A 20,363-nucleotide genomic window follows, 5' to 3' on the forward strand; every position below is an offset into this window, starting at 1 on the left:
GTCGCCGCCGCCGCCGTGGCGACGGTCACGATCATGCAGCTGGTCCGCGCCCGTGACGGAACGACCGAGGAAGAACTGACCGAGGCTTTCGAGCCGGATGACCAACCGGTGCTGGAAGCCGTGTCTTCTCAACTCGAGGGGACTACCGCGAAGCAAAAGAACCCACATCCAAAAGGCACGCTCGCCTTCGCTGCGTGGGTCATTGCTCGGCTCGGAGGATGGACCGCCTATTACGGAAAGCCTGGCCCAAAGGTGATGCGCCTAGGCCTCGAAGCCTTCCGCCGCATCAAATACGGCACCACTTTGAGGCTCGAAAATGTGTGAATCGGATAGCCCTTTCAGGGGGAGGGCGCAAGTCACAATCCCATCTGGCGGCTGGCGAGGTCCTTCATGATTTCCTCAGTGCCGCCGCCGATGGCGTTGACCTTGACCTCGCGGTAGATGCGCTCGACCTTGATGCCGCGCGTGAAGCCGGCGCCGCCGAAGATCTGCACCGCCTCCGAGGCGCAGAACGCCATGGTCTGGGTCGCCTGGTTCTTCATCATGCAGATCTCGGCGACCGGGCTTTCGCCCTGCCCCAGCCGCCAGGCCAGCATTTCCAGCATCGCCTGGGACGCAGCGACCTTCTGCGCCATGTCGACGACCTTGTGGCGGATCACCTGGTGCTGGGCGATCGGCTTGCCGAAGGTCTTGCGCTCCTTGGCATAGGCGATCGCCTCTTCGAGGCAGACGCGGGCATAGGCCGTGCAGCTCGCCGCCATGCCCATGCGCTCGCTGTTGAAATTCTGCATGATGATCTTGAAGCCCCGGCCCTCCTCGCCGATCAGGTTCTCGGCCGGCACCCGGCACTCGTCGAAATGCAGCGTCGCCGTATCGGAGGCCCACCAGCCCATCTTCTTCAATTTGGTCCGCGACAGGCCGGGCGTATCGCCTTCGATCAGCAGCAGGCTGACGCCGCCGGGGCCCTCGCCGCCGGTGCGCACGGCGACCGTCAGATAGTCGGCGCGCACGCCCGAGGTGATGAACGTCTTCTCGCCGCTGACGATGTAATGATTTCCGTCACGGCGCGCCTTGGTGCGGAGGTTGGCGACATCCGAGCCGCCGCTCGGCTCGGTGATCGCGAGCGCGGAAATCTTCTCACCCCGCAGCACTTCCGGCAGCACGCGGGCCTTGATCTCCGGCCGGGCGGCCCGTGCGATCGGCGGCGAGCCGATGGTGTGGCTCATCAGGCTCGCCGAGATGCCACCGGCGCCGGCCCGCGCCAGTTCCTGCGAGGCCACGATCTTCATGAACTGGTCGGCGGGAACGCCGCCATATTCCTCGGGGAAGCCCAGCCCCAATAGCCCGATCTCGGAGGCCTTGCGATAGAGCTCGCGCGGAAACTCGCCCGCTTCGTCCCACTCATGGGCGTGGGGTTCGATCTCCTTTTGCACGAAACGGCGCACCGCCTCGCGAAAGGCCTCGTGCTCGGTGGTGTAGAATGGGCTCGCCATCCCTTTGCTCCGTCGATTCGCCTGGCCGTTTCTCCTGGCCGGAACGATGTCCGGAAATCGCCGCGCCAACTTGCGTCGAGTGGCTGCCGGCGGCGAATGGGCGCCGATCCTACCCCCGGTCCAGCCACTAAACGCAAGACAGATTCCGGCCCCGGCCCGTCCACTGGAGCGCTTGCGGGATCACAATCAGGCGGCGCCAGACCGCCCACCGTGGGAGGGACATTTGCCGGTTCGTTATTACGACTGGATCGCCCATCATGGCCGGAGGACGCCTGACAAGGTCGCGATGGTCGACCTCGGCAGCGGCCGCCGCTTTACCTATGCGCAATCCGACGCCCGGATCTCGAGGCTGGCTGCGCATCTGCGCGATCAGCTCAAGGTCGCGCGCGGCGACCGGGTCGCGGTGCTGGCGCTGAACACGTCAGACACACTGGAAGTGCAATTCGCCTGCGGGCGGCTGGGCGCGGTGTTCCTGCCGCTCAACACCCGCCTCACGGTGCCGGAGCTGCAGTTCATCGTCGGCGATGCCTCGCCGAAAGTCATGATCCATGATGGCGACCTCGCCGAGACCGCGCTCAGCGTCGCCGGGCTCTGCTGCGTGTCGTCGACATTGCAGCTCGGCCCGGATGGCTCCTATGAGGCCGGCATCGCATCGGCCCAGCCGATCGAGACATTCGAGCCTGTCACGCTCGATGACATCTCGACCATCATGTACACATCGGGGACAACAGGCCAGCCGAAGGGCGCGATCATCACCCACGGCATGACGTTCTTCAATTGCGTCAATCTCGGGGGCCTGGCCTACATCTCGCCATCCTCAGTGTTCCTCTGCGTGCTGCCGCTGTTCCACACCGGCGGGCTCAATTGCTACACCAACCCGGTGCTGCATGCCGGCGGCACCGCCTTAATCATGCGCAACTTCGATCCCGGCGAGGCGTTGCGACTGATCAGCGATCCCGCTGAGCGCATCAACGTCTTCTTCGGCGTGCCAGCGATCTACCAGTTCATGGCGCAGCACCCGTCGTTTGCGAGCGCCGATTTCAGCCGGCTGGTCATCTGCGGCGTCGGCGGCGCGCCGATGCCCGTGCCGCTGCTCAAGGTATGGGAAGCGCGCGGCGTGGCGCTGCAGCAGGGCTATGGCATGACCGAGACATCGCCCGCGGTGATGGCGCTCGACCGCGAGGACGCCGCACGCAAAGCCGGCTCCGCCGGCAAGCCAGTGCTGCACACGGAAGTGCGGATCGTGCGGCCCGACGGCACCGACGCCGCCGTGGGCGAACTCGGCGAGCTCTGGGTCCGGGGACCGAACATCACGCCGGGCTACTGGAACCGGCCCGACGCCAATGCCTCCTCCTTCACCGACGGCTGGCTGCATACGGGTGATGCGACGCGCGTCGACGACGAAGGCTTCTACTACATCGTCGACCGCTGGAAGGACATGTACATCTCCGGCGGCGAGAACGTCTATCCAGCCGAGGTCGAGAACGTGCTGCACCAGATTCCGGCCGTCGCCGAAGCCGCCGTGATCGGTATCCCCGATGAGCAATGGGGCGAGGTCGGCATGGCGGTCGTCGCGGTGAGGCCGGGCGAGAGGCTGACGCCAGAACAGATCCACGCCCATTGCGCGGCCAACCTGGCGCGCTTCAAATGTCCGCGCACAATCGAATTCGTCGACGCGCTGCCGCGCAACGCGACCGGCAAGATCCACAAGCCGACGCTGCACAAGCAATTCGCCGAATTGAAGCCGACCGATCTGGCGCAAGCTTCGTGACATAGCGCATCAACAGGTTTCGCCGCCGCCTGCCGGGACCGGCGGCGATTTTCGTGCGTTCGTCCCCAACCACAAAAAACCCCAAGGAAATTGCTCTATGAAGAACAAGAAAATCGCTTTGCTTGCCGCCGTCGCGGCCTTCTCCCTCTTCTCCACGCAAGGCGCGTTTGCGCAGAAGAAATACGACACCGGCGCCTCCGACACCGAGATCAGAATAGGCAATGTCGAGGCCTATAGCGGGCCGGCTTCGGCCTACGGCATCATCGGCAAGACCGAGGAAGCCTATTTCAAGATGATCAACGACCAGGGCGGCATCAACGGCCGCAAGATCAACTGGATCTCCTATGACGACGGCTACTCGCCGCCGAAGACGGTGGAGCAGATCCGCAAACTGATCGAAGGCGACGAGGTGTTCCTGGTGTTCAACGCGCTGGGCACGCCGACCCAGACCGCGGTGCAGAAATATCACAACGCCAAGAAGGTGCCGCAGCTCTTCCTCGCCACCGGCGCCAGCAAGTGGAACGATCCGAAGGATTTTCCCTGGACCATGGGATTCCAGCCGAGCTACCGCGTCGAAGCGAGAATCTTCGCGAAATACATTCTCAAGAACAAGCCCAATGCCAAGGTCGCGATCTTCTATGCCAATGACGATTTCGGCAAAGACTATCTCGCCGGCATCAAGGAGATCTTCGGCGACAAGGCCTCAAACCTGATCGTCGCAGAGGAGAGCTACGAGACCACCGAGCCGTCGATCGATTCCCACATCGTCAAGCTGAAGGGCACTGGCGCCGACGTCTTCGTCAACATCGCGACGCCGAAATTCGCCGCGCAGGCGATCAAGAAGATCGCCGAACTGGACTGGAAGCCGATGCACCTGATGACAGATGTCTCGATCTCGATCGGCGCCGTCATGAAGCCGGCCGGCCTCGATGCGTCCGAGGGCGTGCTGTCAGCCGGCTATCTGAAGGATGCGTCCGACCCGCAGTGGAAGGACGATGAGGGGATGAAGAAATTCATGGCCTTCATCGACAAGTACATGCCGGGCGCCAACGTCTCCGACGCCAACACCGTCTACGGCTACGCCGCGGCGCAGACCCTGGTGCAGGCGCTGAAACAGTGCGGCGACAATCTCACCCGCGAAAACGTGATGAAGCAGGCCGCCGGCCTGAGGGATTTCGCGCCTGATACGCTGATCCCCGGCATCAAGGTCAACACCGGCGCCAATGACTTCGCCCCGATCGAGCAGCTCAAGATGATGCGGTTCACCAAGGGGCAATGGGAATTGTTCGGCGACATCATCAGCGCCGAGACAGGCGGTTAGTGGCGGATCGACGACGTCAATCCTCCCTCTCCCCGCTCTTCGCGGGGAGAGGGTTGGGGTGAGGGGCTCTCTCCGCAAACTCGGTGACAGATGGGTTCGCGGAGGCTTCCCTCACCCGAAATTCAAGCTGCGCTTGAATTTCGACCTCTCCCCGCAAGCGGGGCGAGGTGGGCCGGCGCGCGTGGCTCGGCCCGTCATCCTTGAGATCGTACCGACGGCTCCCCACTTCAACGACTGGGCCAACAACGCGAGCTGCCGATCGTGGATAGCCAGATGCACTATCTGCCGATGACGCCGGGATCGTTTTCGATCCTGGTATTCGTGGCATTGGTGCTGGTGATCCTGATCCAGCTCCGCATTCTCCGATACGCCTATCTGAGCCTGGGCGTCGGACCGGGAGCGGCGTTCCTGCTGTTGTTCGGTTCGCTGGTCGGCAGCTATCTCAATATTCCGATCACGGAATTGTCCGGACCGCCGGTCCGATCCGGCGAGGTCGTCGACTTCTTCGGCATGCGCTATGTGGTGCCGCTGGTGACCGCGCCCAGCACGATCCTGGCCGTCAATGTCGGCGGCGCGGTGATTCCGACATTCATGTCGATCTATCTGGTCGTCAGATACGAGCTCTGGGTCAGGGCCGCGATCGCCACCGCCATCATCGCGTTCATCGTCCATTCGCTGGCGACGCCGGTGCCGGGTATAGGCATCGCGGTACCCGTGTTCGTGCCGGTCGTCAGCGTCGCGATCATCGCGCTCCTGCTCTCGCGTGCATATGCCGCGCCGCTCGCCTATATCGCAGGCTCAGTCGGAACGCTGATCGGCGCCGATCTTCTCAACCTGGACAAGATCGGCAGTTTGGGTGCGCCCATCGCCTCGATCGGCGGCGCCGGCACGTTTGACGGCGTTTTCCTCACCGGCATCCTCGCAGTGCTGCTCGCCTCCGTCGTTTCGCCATCGCCGCTGCGGCGGGCGTAACGCTCCACCTCTCCCGCTTGCGGGAGAGGTGGAGCGTCAGCGCCGGGTGAGGGCTCTCTCCACACGAAGATTGTGAATCGCGGAGAGACCCCCACCCCAGCCCTCCCCCGCAAGCGGGAGAGGGAGCTAACCCGGCAGGAAGATCGCGAACGGCTCGTCGACGGTGCGGCGCAGATGTTCGCGGTAGAGCGCGTAGTTTTCATCCTCGGGCGACACCCGCCCGACCGAGGGATTGGCGATATTCTTGATCGGCACGAATGCGATGGGTGCAGCGATCGGCGTCAGCAGCGAGCCGCGGCCGGCGAGCAATGTCGTGATGATGCCGTACATCTCGCCGGTGTTGCGCGGCCTGGACACCGTGATCAGGCGATGCTGGCCGTGCCGGTTGGTGACGAGATAGATGAAGCCGGACTGGTTGGGGACGGCGACTTCGCCGAACTGGGTGTAGGCGGCATCGAGCCGTTCGCCCTCGCGAAAAATCAGCGACGAGACGGCATCGTCCCAGGCGATCTCGGTGCGATAGGCATAGACCGCGTCCTTGTCCCCGAAGGAGGGCCTGACTGCGATATACGTGCCCTCGATCCACTGCACTGCGCGCCGCGAATAGGCGCCTAGCCCATCGGGCGCGACTTCGCCATTAGCGACCGGCGCCGGCGATGCCGGCTGGGCCTTGCGCAAGGAGACGCCGAGCGCCTGTTCCAGCCGCACCGTGGTCTGGAGCGTGAACGGGCGGCGTCCGCCCAAGACCTTCTCCAGCGTCGAGAGGCTGAGCTTGGCCTGCTCGGCCAGCGCCTGCCGCGAGATGCGCCGGCGCGCCAGTTCCTCGCGGATGACTTCCGCAATCTGCCGGCTTTGTTCTTCGGAAAGCTGCTTGTCCGGCGTCGGCATCGTTACCCCACGCTGATTCTTGCCAACTCTAACAGACCGCACATTTCAGCACAAAACCGCACAAAGCCGCCGACGGCGCGGCGTGCGGCGCCTGCCCGCGGCCGAACAATGCCGATCATTCTGCTCGCGCCTCGAAGCACTTTCCCGAAGACTTTGCACGTCCAAGACGTTCCTCGGGAGAAGGAAATGACGACGTACGATTGTATCGCGACCAGCCGCCCGCGCCTGTCGCGCAGGATGCGAATAGTGCTGTTCTTTCTGGCGGAAGGCGTTGCCGCGCTCATCATCGCCTTCGCGGCATTGTTTGTGAACTTCGCGCCGGCATGGTCGGTAGAGATCAAGCCGCCGGCAGCGTTCATCAAGCCGGGCGACGCCCGTTCCGGCTCGCTGCTTCTGAAGACCGACGAGGGCTATGACGACGCCGTCAGGCTCGGCACCGATGTCGACCTCACGGTGTCAGGCCCGACCGTCCGCGCCCGCGTCACGCAAGTCTTCCGCAACCCGACCAAGGACTGGGTCGAAGCTGTCTACGTCTATCCGCTGCCAACCGGCGGCGCGGTCGACACGCTGAAGATGGTAGTCGGCGACCGCATCGTGGTCGGCGACATCAAGGAGCGCCAGCAGGCGCGCATCATCTATGAGCAGGCCAAGCAGAGCGGCCAGAAGGCCGCGCTGACCGAGCAGGAGCGGCCGAACATCTTCACCAACTCGGTCGCCAATATCGGCCCGGGCGAGACCGTGCTGGTGCAGATCGAATACCAGGAGCCGGTGCAGCGGTCCGGCAACGAATTCTCGCTGCGCGTGCCGATGGTGGTCGCACCGCGCTACAATCCCGCGCCGATCGTGCAGAGCGTCGACCTCCGTCCCGATGGCGGCGGCTGGGGCGCAACGAAGTCCGATCCCGTTCCGGATCGCGACCGCATCACGCCGCCGGTGCTCGACCCGGCCGAGCATGCGCCCGTCAATCCGACCAAGGTCACCGTGCGCCTGCAGGCCGGCTTTCCGCTCGGCGAGGTGACGAGCCATCATCACGCCATCAGTAGCGAAAGCGTCGATGACGCGACGCGGATCATCAAGCTCGCCGAGGGTCCATGCCTGCGGACCGCGATTTCGAGCTGACTTGGAAGCCTGCGGCTGAGAAGGCGCCCTCGGTCGGGTTGTTCCGCGAGCATGTCGGCGACGCCGATTATCTGCTCGCCTTCGTCACCCCGCCTGCCGTCGAGCAGGCCGAGCAAAAGCCGCGGCCGCGCGAAGTGATCTTCGTGATCGACAATTCCGGCTCGATGGGCGGCACTTCGATCGTGCAGGCGAAGGCGAGCCTGACTTATGCGCTAGGCCGGCTGCAGCCGAACGATCGCTTCAACGTGATCCGTTTCGACCACACCATGGACGTGCTGTTTCCATCAGCGGTGCCGGCTGACAGCGAGCATCTCGGCCGCGCCAACACCTTCGTGGGCGCGCTGCAGGCCAGTGGCGGCACCGAGATGGTGCCGGCGATGCGGGCGGCGCTGACGGATCGTTCCGATGGCGACACGGATTATGTCCGCCAGGTCGTGTTTCTGACCGACGGCGCCATCGGCAATGAGCAGCAATTGTTCGAGACGATCACCGCGATGCGCGGCCGCTCGCGCATCTTCATGGTCGGCATCGGCTCGGCGCCCAACACCTATCTGATGACGCGCGCTGCCGAGCTCGGCCGCGGTGCCTTCACCCATATCGGCTCCACCGACCAGGTCGAGGAGCGCATGCGCTCGCTGTTCGCCAAGCTCGAGAATCCCGCGGTAACCAATCTTTCCGCCAAGTTCTCCGATGCACATGCCGACGCGACGCCGGCGATCCTTCCCGACCTCTATCGCGACGAGCCGCTGGTGCTGGCAGCCAGGCTCGACAAGCTCGCGGGCTCAGTCGAGATCAAGGGCCGGATCGGCGACCGCCCGTGGCTCGTGACGCTGCCGCTGGCAAACGCCGCCGAAGGCAAAGGCCTGTCGAAGCTGTGGGCGCGGCGCAAGATCGACGATGCCGAGGTTGCGCGCACCACGCGGCAGGCGAGTCCTGAAGAAGCCGACAAGACCATCCTGGCGCTGGCGCTCGAGCATCAGCTCGTGACCCGGCTGACCAGCCTGGTGGCGGTCGACAAGACCCCGAGCCGGCCCGACGGCGAGCCGCTGAAAGTGAGCGAATTGCCGCTTAACCTGCCGGCCGGCTGGGACTTCGCGAAAGTGTTCGGCGAGCGTCCGCAATTGCCGATGGCGCCGACCGAGCGGCGCGCAGAAGGCGACGGACGGATGCAGCTTGCGGCCCTGAAGCGCCCGGCGGTGGCGCAGGCGCCCGACACGATCAAGCTGCCGAAGACCGCGACCGATGCCGAATTGAAGATGATCGCGGGCGCGATCCTGCTCGCCCTCAGCCTGCTCGTGTTCGCATTCATCCGGCGTCAGAACTTCGCCCACTGACGCCGAATGAAAAGAGGAGGCGCCCCCACCTCCTCTTGGCGCGCGCGGCCTCCCGTCCCCCCGGCCGCGCGCGCGACTCTTTCCACACTCGTCATTGCGAGCACAGCGAAGCAATCCATGTCACCGCTTGCGGAGAGGTGGATTGCTTCGTCGCTGCGCTCCTCGCAATGACGGCGGAGTATCGGTCAAATGCCGCGTTTCCTTGCCCCTCTCCTCCTCGCCCTTCTCGGCCTGATCCTGTTCGGCCAGGGCGCCTATATCCACGCCAAAGCCCTGCTCGCGCAGGTCCTGCTCGAACGTGCCTTCGCCGAGACCATCGCCACCGGACATCCGACAAAACCGTGGTCATGGGCCGACACCTGGCCGGTCGCGCGCATCGAGGTGAAACGGCTCAATGCCAGCGCCGTCGTGCTCGCGGGCTCCAGCGGTCAGGCGCTCGCCTTCGGGCCGGGCCATGTCGAGCTCACACCCGACGCCGGCGAACGCGGCGTTGCCGTCTATTCCGCGCATCGCGACACCCATTTCCGCTTCCTGAAGGATGTCGTGATCGGCGATGAGATCGACGTCACCCGCAGCGACGGCAAGACCTTCCGCTATCGCGCCGACGCCAGCTCCGTGGTGCGCTTCGATGCTTCCGGCATCGATCCATTGTCGAGCCGATACGAGCTGGTGCTCTCGACCTGTTGGCCGTTCGACGCGCTGACATCGGGGCCAGAGCGCTATCTCCTGCACGCGACAATGATCGAAGCTGCCCCTCACGGATGACAACGCCGTGAATATTGTCCGCGTGGTGGGATATTGCATCAACGCGTAGCGGCATGCAGCCAGTGTGAGTTGCCACGCTGCGCAAGGCTCAATAGAAATAACAAAAATATGGCGCACGGCGTTCGCTGCAGCGCCGCAGGAAACCGCAAGGCGAGGTCCATGGAAGCTCAATTCAGCCCCGCATCCGCTCCAGCAGAGAAATGGTCGCCTTCGCCTGACGCGAGCAAGATCGTCAAGCAGATCCATGCGATGCTGCACCCGCGCAACATCGTGCTGGTCGGCGCCACCGACAAGCCCGGCAATTACGCCGAGCGGATCTGGAACAACCTGATCAAATACGGATATCGCGGCGGGCTCTATCCCGTTAACGCCAAGCGGGAGACGATCTGGGGCGTCGCCTGCTACAAGGACTTCGCGAGCCTCCCCGACAAGCCCGACCACGTGCTGGTGCTGGTGCCGGCGCGGTTTGCGGTGCAGGTGATCCGCGATGCGGCCGCCGCCGGCGCCCGCTCCGCCACCATCGTCACCTCGGGCTTCAGCGAGTTGCAGGATGAAGAAAGCCAGCGGCTCGCGGTGGAATTGAAACAGGCAGTGCAGGAGACCGGGCTGGCGGTGACCGGACCCAACTGCCTCGGCAATCTGAGCGCCGGCGAAAACCTCTTCACCAATATCGACGACCGCATCGTCACCATGGAAGCGGGGCCGGTGGCGATCGCCGGCCAGTCCGGCGCGATCGTGATGGCCATCCGCCAGACGCTGGAGGATCGCGGGGTCGGTGTCGGCTACATGGTGACGACCGGAAACGAGAGCGGGCTGACCACGCCCGACCTGATGACCTATTTCGCCGCCGATCCGAGCATCCACGTCATCGTGGTCTACCTCGAAGGCGTGCGGGACACGAAAGCGTTCCGCGATGCCTGCAAGGCCGCGCGCGCCGCCGGCAAGCCGGTGATCGCGCTGAAGCTCGGCGCCTCCGAGGGCGGCCGCGCCGCGGCGATGGCGCATACCGGCGCGCTTGCCGGCTCGATCGAGACCTTCGACGCGATCTCGACCCGCGAAGGCGTGATCCGCGTCCGCGGCCTGGATGAATTGATCGAGACCACCGAATGCTTCGTGCATGCCGATCTGCCGAAGGGCAACCGGCTCGCCGCTGTCTCGCTGTCAGGCGGCAAGCGGGGGCTTCTGATCGACGCGTTCTATTCGGCCGGACTGAATTTCGCACCGCTCAGCTTGAACGCGACTGAGCAGCTCGCCAAGATGCTCGGCCCCGGCAGCATTGTCGGCAATCCGCTGGACGCCGGCTTTGCCGCCGTGGTCGATCCTTCCGTCTACATGAAGTCGATCAAGATCATGATCGACGATCCCGACACCGACATCGTCATCATCGATGCCGAACTGCCGAAGGCGCCGCATGAATTGCGCGAGCGCAATCTTCGCATCGTCAACGAGATGGCCGGCCAGGCCCGCAAACCCGTGATCTATATCAGCGCAATGTCGATCGGCTTCACCGAGCATACCAAGGCGCTGCGCAAGACGTTGCCTGATGTCGCCGTGCTGCAGGGACTCGACCGCGCGGTCAGCGCGATCAAGTCGCTGATCGAATACGCGCAGCTTCGCAAGGAAGTGCCCGATATCGCCTCGAGCTCGACCGCGTCCGCACGCGCGATGCTGGAAAAGATGCTGAACAGCGCCAACGGCGCCGCCGCGCTCGACGAAGTCGCCTCCAAGAAGCTGCTCAAGGCGTATGGCATTCCGATCTCGAAGGAGGAGATCGCGCAGACGGCGACTGAGGCGGCGACCATTGCCAAAAAGATCGGCTTCCCCGTGGTCGCGAAGGTGGTCAGCCCGGATATCCTGCACAAGTCGGATATCGGCGGCGTGGTGCTGAACCTCAACAGCGTCGCGGAAGTGAAGAAGGCGTTCAACGACATCACGGCGCGGGTCAAAAAGCTCAAGGGCAACCCGAAGCTCGAGGGCATCCTGATCGCGCAGCAGGTCAAGGCCGATCTGGAGCTCGTGGTCGGCGCCTCGCTCGACGCCGAGATGGGCCCCGTGGTGCTGTTCGGCACCGGCGGCGTCGATATCGAATTATTGAAGGACGTCGCGCTCGCCGGCGCGCCGCTCGATGCGGACGAAGCAAAGCAACTCATCGCGAAGACAAAAGCCGGCATCAAGCTGAAGGGCTACCGCGGCAAGCCGGCGCTGCACGAGGCCTCCGCCGTGAAGGCGCTGGTCGGGCTATCCAACCTGATCGCCGACGCCGGCAACCGCATCGCCTCGATCGACATCAATCCGTTCCTGATCAACCCCAAGCTCGGCATCGCCGTGGACGCGCTGATCGTGCTGAATAATGCCGCTTCGAACAAGGCGGCGGGACATTGATCTCTTCTTGTCGTGCGCGGACTTGACCCGGGAAGACAGTAGGATGGGTAGAGCGAAGCGAAACCCATCATTCAAGCCGCCCGCGTCATCGCGATGGGTTTCGCTTCGCTCTACCCATCCTACGACATCACATCAAAAGCTCGCGCCCCACTGCCGCGCTGTCTGCAATATCCAGTCGCGATAGAGCGTCAGCGGCGTGACGCCGGTGATGCCGCCGCAGCCGGCGGAATTGTTCGGCCCCGTGGACCAGCTGATGACGCCGACGATCGCAGGCCCCGTCTGCTTGTCCTCGAACACGGGCCCGCCGGAATCGCCGGTGCAGGCCCCTAATCCGTCGCGCGCGCCCTGACTGAGCGGATCGACCAGGCGGATCTGCAGCGTGCCCGGCTGGCCGGTCGCGATCAGGCCTGCGACGCGGACGGTGCCACCGCTTTTGCCGTCGCCGCGCACGGTGACGCCGATGCCCGCGATGGTGAAGCGGCTCCCCACCGTCACCGGAATGTTCGGCGCACTGAGCGCCGCGGGCGCCTTGCCGGCGGCGGGCGCCGCAAGCTGCAGCAGCGCCACGTCGGCGGTGGCGCGATGGGAGGTCATGGCATCCATCCTGAAAGCGGGATGGATCGCGATGCTCTTCACATCCTTCAATTGCGGCTGCCGGTCCGGGCCATATTCGACGATCTTGTAGTCCGCACCGGGCTGCACGCAGTGCGCCGCCGTGAGCACCACCTTCGGCGCGATCAGCGCGCCGGTGCAGAAATTGCTGCGCGAACCGACGATGGTGACGATGGAGCGGCCGACGCCTTCGGCGGACGGCACGCCGCCGCCGACAATGGCGGAGGCCGGCGTGGAGGCGAGCAGCGCAAGCGCTGCCGATATCGCGAGCAAGGCTTTCATGAGCACAGCAATAGCTTGCGTCGCGCGCATCGCCAAGCCGCCGGATTCAGGCTGGCTCCCCCGATCGATCCGTGTTAGCCGCTCCGTCAACGCGCATAACGGCAGGCAGCAGGAAATGATCGAGGCGGTGATCTGGGATTTCGGCGGCGTCTTGACCACCTCGCCGTTCGAGGCGTTCATGCGGTTCGAGACCGAGCGCGGCCTGCCCGCCGACATCATCCGCCGCACCAACGCCGCCAATCACCTGGAAAACGCCTGGGCCAAGTTCGAGCGCGCCGAGGTCGATATCGAGACCTTCGATGCGCTGTTCGCCGCTGAATCGCTCGCGCTCGGCGCCGAGGTGCGCGGCAGGGACGTGCTGCCGCTGCTGCAGGGCGACCTGCGCCCGGACATGGTGGAAGCGCTGAAGCGTATCAATGCGAAATTCAAGACCGGCTGCATCACCAACAATTTGCCGGCGAACGCGATCGGCAGCAAAAGCGGCCGCACGCTCTATGTCGCGGAGGTGATGGCGCTGTTCGATCACGTCATCGAATCCGCCAAGATCGGCCTGCGCAAGCCCGATCCGCGCATCTACGAACTGATGGTGGAAACGCTGAAGGTCGATCCGAACAATTGCGTCTATCTCGACGATCTCGGCGTCAACCTGAAGCCGGCACGCGAGATGGGCATGACCACGATCAAGGTCGTCAGCGCGGACCAGGCGATTTCCGAGCTGGAGGCGGCAACCGGGCTGGTATTGCGCTAGGCGGAAAATGCTGGAACCGGGCCTGTCCTCACGCAAACGAGCCTTGTGCTTTGCCGTCAAGGGAGGCAGAACAATCTGATGCACCAAGGCAAATCCGGAGCTCACATCGGTGGCTGACAATCGGCCTACGGCCTCGATCGAGGCCGTCGAAAGCGGCCTCGCCGCGCAAGGCTACATCGCGAGCCGGCAGATCGCGACCGCGGTTTATCTGTCGCAGGAAATCGAGAAACCGATCCTGGTCGAAGGCCCCGCGGGCGTCGGCAAGACCGAGCTGGCGAAGGCAATCGCCGCCTGGCGCGGCATGAAGATGATCCGCCTGCAATGCTATGAGGGCCTCGACGAGGCCAAGGCGCTGTATGAGTGGAAATACGCCAAGCAGCTGCTCTACACGCAGATCTTGAAGGACAAGCTCGGCGAGGTGCTGGGCGGCGCGCAGACGCTGCACGCGGCGCTCGACCAGCTCCACACCTTCGGCGACGTGTTCTTCTCCAAGGAGTTCGTCGAGCCGCGGCCGCTGTTGCAGGCACTGGAGCAGCCGGCGGGCTGCGTGCTCCTGATCGACGAGATCGACAAGTCGGACGCCGAGTTCGAGTCACTGCTGCTGGAAATCCTCAGCGATTTCCAGGTCACCATTCCGGAGCTCGGCACGGTTTCGGCGATCGCGCCGCCGACCGTGATCCTGACCTCCAACAGCGAACGTGATCTCGGCGACGCCCTGAAGCGGCGCTGCCTGCACCTGCATATCGGCTTCCCCGAGCAGAAGCTGGAAGAGCGCATCGTCGAGAGCCGCGTGCCTGGCATCTCGCAGACGCTGCGCCGGCAGATGGTAGGCTTCATCCACGAGATCCGCACCCTCGACCTGAAGAAGCTGCCATCGGTGAGCGAGACCATCGACTGGGCGCGCGTGCTGGTGCTGCTGCAGGCGACCGAGCTCGGCCATGAGATCGTCAGGGATACGCTGAACGTCCTGCTCAAATACGAGGCCGACATCGAGGCCGCGCAGCCGCAGCTCACCACCTTCATCGCCAAGGCGTCGCGGCAGGGCGTGTCCGGGTAGACGCCATGCGCGAGAACCTGCATCGGTTCCTTCGTGCCGCGCGCGGAGCCGGGGTTCGGGTCTCGCCCGCTGAAAGCATCGATGCGATGCGCGCGGTCTCGCGGATCGGCTTTGCCGACCGCGGCATCCTGCGCGACACGTTCCTGCTGACGCTCGCGAAGTCGCAGGACGAGAAGCGCGCGCTCGGCGAATGTTTTGATCTGTTCTTCAGCCAGCCCGAGCCGGCCCAGGACACAAAGCAGGACGAGAGCAACTCCGACGATGCGGAGCAGGCGGATTCCAGCGCTGGCTCCGACTCCTCGAGCGAAACCGGCGGCGGTGATCAGGCTGAGAATCTAGGTCCCCTCGCGGAGATGCTGCTGTCGCAGGACCGCACCGCGATATCGGCCGCGATCGCCAACGCCTCCGGCGCGGCCTCGCTTTCCAACATCAGATACTTCACCCAGCGAGGCATCTTCTCGGGCCGTATCCTGGACGCGATGGGCGTCCAGCGCCTGCGCGACGATCTCGACAACCTGACGGCGACCAAGCCGGCGCTGGCCGAACGGCTGCAGGCCGCGCTCGACGGATTGCGCGGCACCGTCCGCGACACCGTCTCACAGGCGCTTCTGCTCTACGGCCGCGAAGAGTCCGAGAATTTGCGCAACGAGATCCTGCGCAATGCGCCGCTTGCCCGGATCGAGCCGCGCCAGGTCGAGCAGATGCGCGCGCTGATCCGCCAGATCGCCCGCCGCCTGCGCGAGCGCTACTCCAAGCCGCGCAAGCGCCAGCGCCGCGGCCATCTCGACGTGTGCCGCACGCTGCGGCGGAACGCGGCCTGGGGCGGCGTACCTTTCCTCACTGCCTGGAAGCGCAAGCACCGCGACCGGCCGAAGATCGTCGCGCTCTGCGACGTCTCCGGCTCGGTTGCGCGCGTGTCCGATTTCTTCCTGCTGTTGATCCACTCGCTGCACGAGGTGGTCGACGATGTCCGCTCCTTTGCGTTCTCCAGCCATTTGATCGAGGTGAGCGACATATTGGAGGAGAAATCGCCTGAGGCGGCGATGGCGGAGATCATGTCCAAGGTCGGCTTCGGCTCCTCCGACTACGGCAACTCACTTGCCGATTTCGAGAAGGGCTGGATGGACACGATCACGCCGCAGACCACCGTGATCGTGCTCGGCGATGCCCGCAGCAACAACCTCGACCCGCGCGCCGACATCCTGCGCCGTATCGCGGAGCGCTCGAAGCGCCTGGTCTGGCTCAACCCGGAAGGCCGCATGACCTGGGGCTTCGGCGATTCCGAGATGCCCCGTTACGCCACCTTCTGCAGTGTGGTGCGCCAATGCGCCACCGCGCGGCAGCTCGAACGCGCAGTGTCTGATATCGTGGCGACGTATCAGTAGATCGCGGCCTTGTAGCCCGGATGGAGCGAAGCGTAATCCGGGGTCTTTGCCGGCCGGCACGAGCGGTCCCGGATTGCGCTCCGCTCCATCCGGGCTACGGGCCGGTGTCAAAAATCGCGCGACGTTGGCGCCGCAAGCTCCCGCCTCTCACGCATCGATCGCGTCCTTGATGCGCTTGCGGGTCAGCGGCAGATCGCGCAGGCGTTTGCCGGTGGCGTGGGCGATAGCGTTGGCGATCGAGGCTGCGGCGGGGCCTTGGCCGGTCTCGCCGCTGCCGAGAAACGGTTGGCCGGGACGGTTGATGATGTGGACGTTGATGCGATCAGGCACCGCGTCGAAGCGCAGGATCGGATAGGTCTGCCAGTCGATGCTGGTGATCCTCGTGTCGTCGAAGCTGACACTTTCATATAGCGTCCAGCTCATCGACTGCATGATCGCGCCCTCGATCTGGTTGGTCAGCCCGTCCGGATTGACCACCTGCCCGGAATCGACAGCAGCGACCGCGCGCAGGAGCTGCGCGCGTCCGGTCTCGCGATTCACCTCCACTTCGGACGCGATGGCACAATAGGCCGCAAGGTTCTTGTAGCGGGCGAAGGCAAAGCCGTAACCGCGGCCGGCTTGCGGTTTCTGATACCGCTTCCAGCCAAATTCCTGCGCCGCCTTCTCGATGACGTCGCGCCCGCGCTGATCCTCCAGATGCCGCAGGCGAAACTCGATCGGGTCGGCATCGGCGAGTCCGGCGAGCTCGTCCATGAAACTCTCGATCGAGAACACGTTGTGATAGGCGCCGAGCCCGCGCATCGCCGAAATCCGCAACGGCATCGCCGGAATGAAGTGATGCACCACGCGCGCGTTGGCAAAAGTGTAGAGCGGGATCGCGTTGCGGTCGCCGCCGCCTTCCGGCAACGGCAACGGCTTTGGCTGCGGAACCGCAAACGCCTGCGCCATGTGCTGCGCGGCAAGCAGCGTGCCCGCATTGCCCGGCCGCATCGAATGTGTGTTGCTCCACACCGCAAAATTCCAGTCGGCGATCCGGCCATCGGCATCGAGCGAGGCCTTCAGCTTCGTCACCATCGCCGGCCCAAACGGCTCCCAGGCGTGCTCCTGTTCGCGCATCCATTGCACGCGCACGGGCCGGCCCGGCAGCGCACGCGCGATCAAGGCGGCGTCGGCCGCGACATCGTCGGCGCCGTTGTGGCCGTAGCAGCCGGAGCCCTCGACATGGATCAGGCGGACGCTTGCGGGCTGCATCCGCAGCATCTCCGCGATCGCCTGGCGGTCGGGGTAGACGCCCTGCGTGTGCGTCCAGACCGTCATCGCGCCTTCGACGAAATGCGCCACGGCGCAGGATGGGCCGATCGAGCCATGCGACTGATAGGAGCGCGTGTAAGTGGCCTCAACCGTCTTTTGGCCGGATACGGAAGGATCGCTGCGATTGAGGATGGTGGAATCCTGGGAAGGCAGGCTGGTGAGCACATTGAGCAAATCATTCTGCTTCGGCAGATTCGGGCTTTCTTTCCATTTCGCCGCAGCGGCGAGTGTGTTCATCGCCTTGACCGCCTGAAATTCCTTGTCCGCGACGACAGCAAGAAAATTGCCATCGCGCACGATCTTGACGACACCGGGCAGTTTTTCGACAGCCGAGCTATCGCATTCGACGAGCTGCGCGCCGTAGCTCGGCGGCCGCACCACGCGCGCATGCGCCATGTCAGGCAGTCGCATGTCCTGCACATAGGCTTCACCGCCGGTCACCTTGGCCGGGATGTCCACGCGCGGCACTGGATGGCCGATGATCTTGAAAGTCGCCGGATCCTTCAATTTCGATTGCGGCTGCGCCTGTACGTGAAGCATGTCGGCAGCGACGAGTTCGCCGTACGTCAGCCGCCTGCCGTCCGGCGCGGCCACCGCGCCGTTGTCGGTCTTCAGGCTTTCTCCAGCGAGATCGAGCCGCTTCGCCGCCTCTGCGATCAGGAGCTCGCGCACCTGCGCGGCGGCATTCAGGATCGCGGCGCCGGAATCCTGCATCGAGTGGCTGCCTGCGGTATAGCCTTCGTTGGCCGTGAGTTGTGTGTCCGCGGTGACGACGTGGATCGCCTTGAAGGGCACGTCGAGCTGTTCGGCGATCTGCTGGAACGCCGTCTTGAAGCCCTGCCCCAACTCGGCCTTGCCGGTGAAGGCGGTGATGCGGCCATCGGAATCGATGCGGAGCCACGAATCAAGATAGGGCGCGGTCGCGAGGCTGCCGGGCCGCTTTGGTCCCGCAGCCGCCGGCGCCCCTTCTTCCGCGAATGCACGGCCTAGCGAGAAGCTGACGATGAGGGCGCCGCCGCCCTGCAGCACGCGGCGGCGGTCGAGGATAACAGGCGCGTTCATTGGCCGCTCCTCTCGTTCACAGATGCATCGGCGGTATCCATCAATCGCGCCGCGCGATGCACCGCGCGCAGGATCCGCATATGGGTGCCGCAACGGCAGAGGTTCGGCTGGAGCTCGGCGCGGATCTGCGCATCGGTCGGTTTTGGATTTCTGAGCAGCAGCGCCTGCGCGCGCATCATCATGCCGGCGATGCAGTAGCCGCATTGCGCCGCCTGCTCTTCCATGAAGGCACGCTGGATCGGCGCCGGCGCGGACACGGTGCCGAGGCCTTCCAGCGTCGTCACCTGCTTGCCTTCGAGCAGCACCAGCGGAGTCACGCAGGACAGCACGGCCTTGCCATCCACGATGACGGTGCACGAGCCGCATTGGCCGAGCCCGCAGCCGAACTTGGCGGCGTTGAGTTTCAGATCGTCGCGCAGCACGTAGAGCAGCGGCGTATCCGGATCGGCGTCGATGTGATTTTCCTGGCCGTTGACCTTCAATGTCATCATGGCTGGTCTCGCTGCGAAGGGTCGGCCGGCGCATTGCGCGGACCGGTGGAAGTCTGGAGAAGCGCGGTCTGGGTGCGGCGCGCATCCGCAACGGTCTTTTCAACGTCGGCCCACGGCTGTTCCTTGCTGAAACGCGCACGCAGGTAATTGAGGAGCGAGGCGACCTGCGCATCGCTCATGCTGGCGGCGAAGCCCGGCATGATCGGACTGCGCTCGCCCGCCACCGCTGGAACGCCGGCCAGGATGAGATTGGCGAGGTTGCGGGGATCAGGGCTCGCGACCGCGGTGCTCAGCGCAAGGTTGACGCCGCCATAGGGCAGCGGCCGGCCTGATTCATGGCAGGAGGCGCAGGCGGCAGCGTAAATCGCCGCACCGGTCGGGTCTCCTTGCGCAGGTGCCGGTTCGGCTTGCGCAAGCACAGAGCCCCGATCGCGTTCCGGCTTCGCCGCGCCGGAGACGTCGGCCATATAGGTGGCGATGGCACGTACGTCGCTGTCGGGCACTGTGGAGAGGTTGCTCACCACCTCCGCCATCGGCCCGCGAGCAGTGCCGTGATCGGGATGCCAGCCATGGCGCAAATAGGCGTAAAGCGACTCCGCATTCCACGGCACCGGCGCATGCGCACGGTCGTTAAGCGCATAAGCGTGCCAATTGTCAGCCTCGCCCCCGGCAAATTGCGCACTGACACGCTCAGCGCCGAGCGCATTGCGCGGCGTGTGGCAGGCGCCGCAATGGGCGAGGCCGTCGACGAGGTAAGCGCCCCGGTTCCATTCGGCACTCTTTGCGGGATCCGGCTGGAACGTGTCGCGGCGCAAAAACAGCAATTTCCATCCGGCGATGATCGGCCGCTGGTCCAGCGGAAAGACGAGCTCGTTCGGCCGGGCCACGGCATGCACCGGCGGCCGAGTCATCAGGAACGCATAGAGCGCCCGGTCGTCCTTATCGGTGACATTGGTGAAGTGGTCATAAGGAAAGGTCGGGTAGAGATGCTGGCCCTCCCGGTTGACGCCGGTCCTCATGGCACGCCCGAACGCCGCTTCCGACCACTCGCCGATGCCGGTCTCCGGATCCGGCGTGATGTTGGAGGAAAAGACCACGCCGAACGGGGTCGGCACCGGCAGGCCGCCGGCAAAATCCTGGCCGTTCCGCCGGGTGTGGCAGCTGTTGCAATTGCCGAGTGCAGCGAGTTCGCGGCCGCGCTTGACCACGGCCGGATCGAACGTTTCAGGTGACGGCGGCTCGATCGCAGCGATGGCCGGCCGCCACACGATCGCAAAGGCGGCCGCCGCGCCCACGGCCAGCGCGACAGCGACAATGCCTGCGATGATCCGTGGCAATCTCGCCATGCCGGCCATTTGAGTTTGTGGTTG

The 20,363-nt window shown here is 64.8% G+C and carries 14 protein-coding genes and 2 pseudogenes; 10 read left to right on the top strand and 6 right to left on the bottom strand.

Going from position 1 to position 20,363, the window contains the following annotated elements; translation table 11 throughout:
• Nucleotides 1-324: pseudogene (locus K288_RS47085) on the top strand (transposase); the annotation flags it as partial.
• 32 nt (nt 325-356) lie between these two features.
• Here K288_RS47085 and K288_RS0131090 read toward each other — a convergent pair.
• Nucleotides 357-1,493 carry an acyl-CoA dehydrogenase family protein gene (locus tag K288_RS0131090; protein ID WP_027583062.1) on the bottom strand — a complete coding sequence of 379 codons (1,137 nt, stop codon included), beginning with the start codon at nt 1,491-1,493 and terminating at the stop codon, nt 357-359.
• Nucleotides 1,494-1,716: 223 nt separating this feature from the next.
• On the opposite strand from K288_RS0131090, the gene K288_RS0131095 reads away from it, so the two are divergent.
• From K288_RS0131095 to K288_RS0131105, 3 genes are all read left to right on the top strand, one after another.
• Nucleotides 1,717-3,264 (top strand): long-chain fatty acid--CoA ligase, encoded by a 1,548-nt coding sequence (locus K288_RS0131095; RefSeq protein ID WP_027583063.1) that lies wholly within the window; start codon nt 1,717-1,719, stop codon nt 3,262-3,264.
• Between the two features lie 97 nt (nt 3,265-3,361).
• The gene (locus K288_RS0131100; RefSeq protein WP_027583064.1) at nt 3,362-4,585 is read left to right on the top strand and encodes an ABC transporter substrate-binding protein; all 1,224 of its coding nucleotides are present in this window, start codon (nt 3,362-3,364) and stop codon (nt 4,583-4,585) included.
• 261 nt (nt 4,586-4,846) lie between these two features.
• Nucleotides 4,847-5,557 (top strand): DUF1614 domain-containing protein, encoded by a 711-nt coding sequence (locus K288_RS0131105; RefSeq protein WP_027583065.1) that lies wholly within the window; start codon nt 4,847-4,849, stop codon nt 5,555-5,557.
• A 126-nt stretch (nt 5,558-5,683) separates the two neighbouring features.
• On the opposite strand, the gene K288_RS0131110 is transcribed toward K288_RS0131105, so the two are convergent.
• A complete protein-coding gene (locus tag K288_RS0131110) occupies nt 5,684-6,445 on the bottom strand; it encodes a helix-turn-helix transcriptional regulator (protein WP_027583066.1) in 762 nt (253 codons plus the stop codon).
• A gap of 186 nt (nt 6,446-6,631) precedes the next feature.
• Between K288_RS0131110 and K288_RS47090 the strand changes: the two are divergent.
• The 3 genes and pseudogenes from K288_RS47090 to K288_RS0131125 all read left to right on the top strand — a co-directional run bounded on the left by K288_RS47090 (nt 6,632) and on the right by K288_RS0131125 (nt 12,045).
• Nucleotides 6,632-8,898: pseudogene (locus K288_RS47090) on the top strand (marine proteobacterial sortase target protein).
• Between the two features lie 189 nt (nt 8,899-9,087).
• Nucleotides 9,088-9,663 carry a class GN sortase gene (locus K288_RS0131120; protein ID WP_027583067.1) on the top strand — a complete coding sequence of 192 codons (576 nt, stop codon included), beginning with the start codon at nt 9,088-9,090 and terminating at the stop codon, nt 9,661-9,663.
• A 159-nt stretch (nt 9,664-9,822) separates the two neighbouring features.
• A complete protein-coding gene (locus K288_RS0131125) occupies nt 9,823-12,045 on the top strand; it encodes an acetate--CoA ligase family protein (RefSeq protein ID WP_027583068.1) in 2,223 nt (740 codons plus the stop codon).
• Nucleotides 12,046-12,177: 132 nt separating this feature from the next.
• Here the strand turns inward: K288_RS0131125 and K288_RS0131130 are convergent, their stop codons facing one another.
• The gene (locus K288_RS0131130; protein ID WP_027583069.1) at nt 12,178-12,939 is read right to left on the bottom strand and encodes a S1 family peptidase; all 762 of its coding nucleotides are present in this window, start codon (nt 12,937-12,939) and stop codon (nt 12,178-12,180) included.
• Between the two features lie 115 nt (nt 12,940-13,054).
• Here K288_RS0131130 and K288_RS0131135 point away from each other — a divergent pair, with 115 nt between their 5' ends.
• The 3 genes from K288_RS0131135 to K288_RS0131145 all read left to right on the top strand — a co-directional run bounded on the left by K288_RS0131135 (nt 13,055) and on the right by K288_RS0131145 (nt 16,129).
• Nucleotides 13,055-13,687: an HAD-IA family hydrolase gene (locus K288_RS0131135; protein WP_027583070.1), complete on the top strand. Its 633-nt coding sequence runs from the start codon at nt 13,055-13,057 to the stop codon at nt 13,685-13,687.
• Nucleotides 13,688-13,796: 109 nt separating this feature from the next.
• Nucleotides 13,797-14,744 (top strand): MoxR family ATPase, encoded by a 948-nt coding sequence (locus tag K288_RS0131140; RefSeq protein WP_027583071.1) that lies wholly within the window; start codon nt 13,797-13,799, stop codon nt 14,742-14,744.
• A 5-nt stretch (nt 14,745-14,749) separates the two neighbouring features.
• Complete coding sequence (locus tag K288_RS0131145) at nt 14,750-16,129, top strand: VWA domain-containing protein (protein ID WP_027583072.1); 1,380 nt, start codon at nt 14,750-14,752, stop codon at nt 16,127-16,129.
• 147 nt (nt 16,130-16,276) lie between these two features.
• Here the strand turns inward: K288_RS0131145 and K288_RS0131155 are convergent, their stop codons facing one another.
• The 3 genes from K288_RS0131155 to K288_RS0131165 are packed head-to-tail and all read right to left on the bottom strand — an operon-like array spanning nt 16,277 to nt 20,339.
• Entirely contained in the window at nt 16,277-18,502 is a 2,226-nt protein-coding gene (locus K288_RS0131155; RefSeq protein ID WP_027583073.1) for a molybdopterin cofactor-binding domain-containing protein, read from the bottom strand.
• Nucleotides 18,499-18,993 carry a (2Fe-2S)-binding protein gene (locus K288_RS0131160; protein ID WP_027583074.1) on the bottom strand — a complete coding sequence of 165 codons (495 nt, stop codon included), beginning with the start codon at nt 18,991-18,993 and terminating at the stop codon, nt 18,499-18,501. Before K288_RS0131160 ends, K288_RS0131155 begins: the two co-directional genes overlap by 4 nt.
• Nucleotides 18,990-20,339 carry a cytochrome c gene (locus K288_RS0131165; RefSeq protein ID WP_027583075.1) on the bottom strand — a complete coding sequence of 450 codons (1,350 nt, stop codon included), beginning with the start codon at nt 20,337-20,339 and terminating at the stop codon, nt 18,990-18,992. The genes K288_RS0131160 and K288_RS0131165 overlap by 4 nt, the downstream gene beginning before the upstream one ends.
• Nucleotides 20,340-20,363 lie beyond the last annotated feature (24 nt).

This window comes from Bradyrhizobium sp. Ai1a-2 (genome assembly GCF_000426245.1).
In the GTDB taxonomy this organism is placed as follows: Bacteria; Pseudomonadota; Alphaproteobacteria; order Rhizobiales; family Xanthobacteraceae; genus Bradyrhizobium.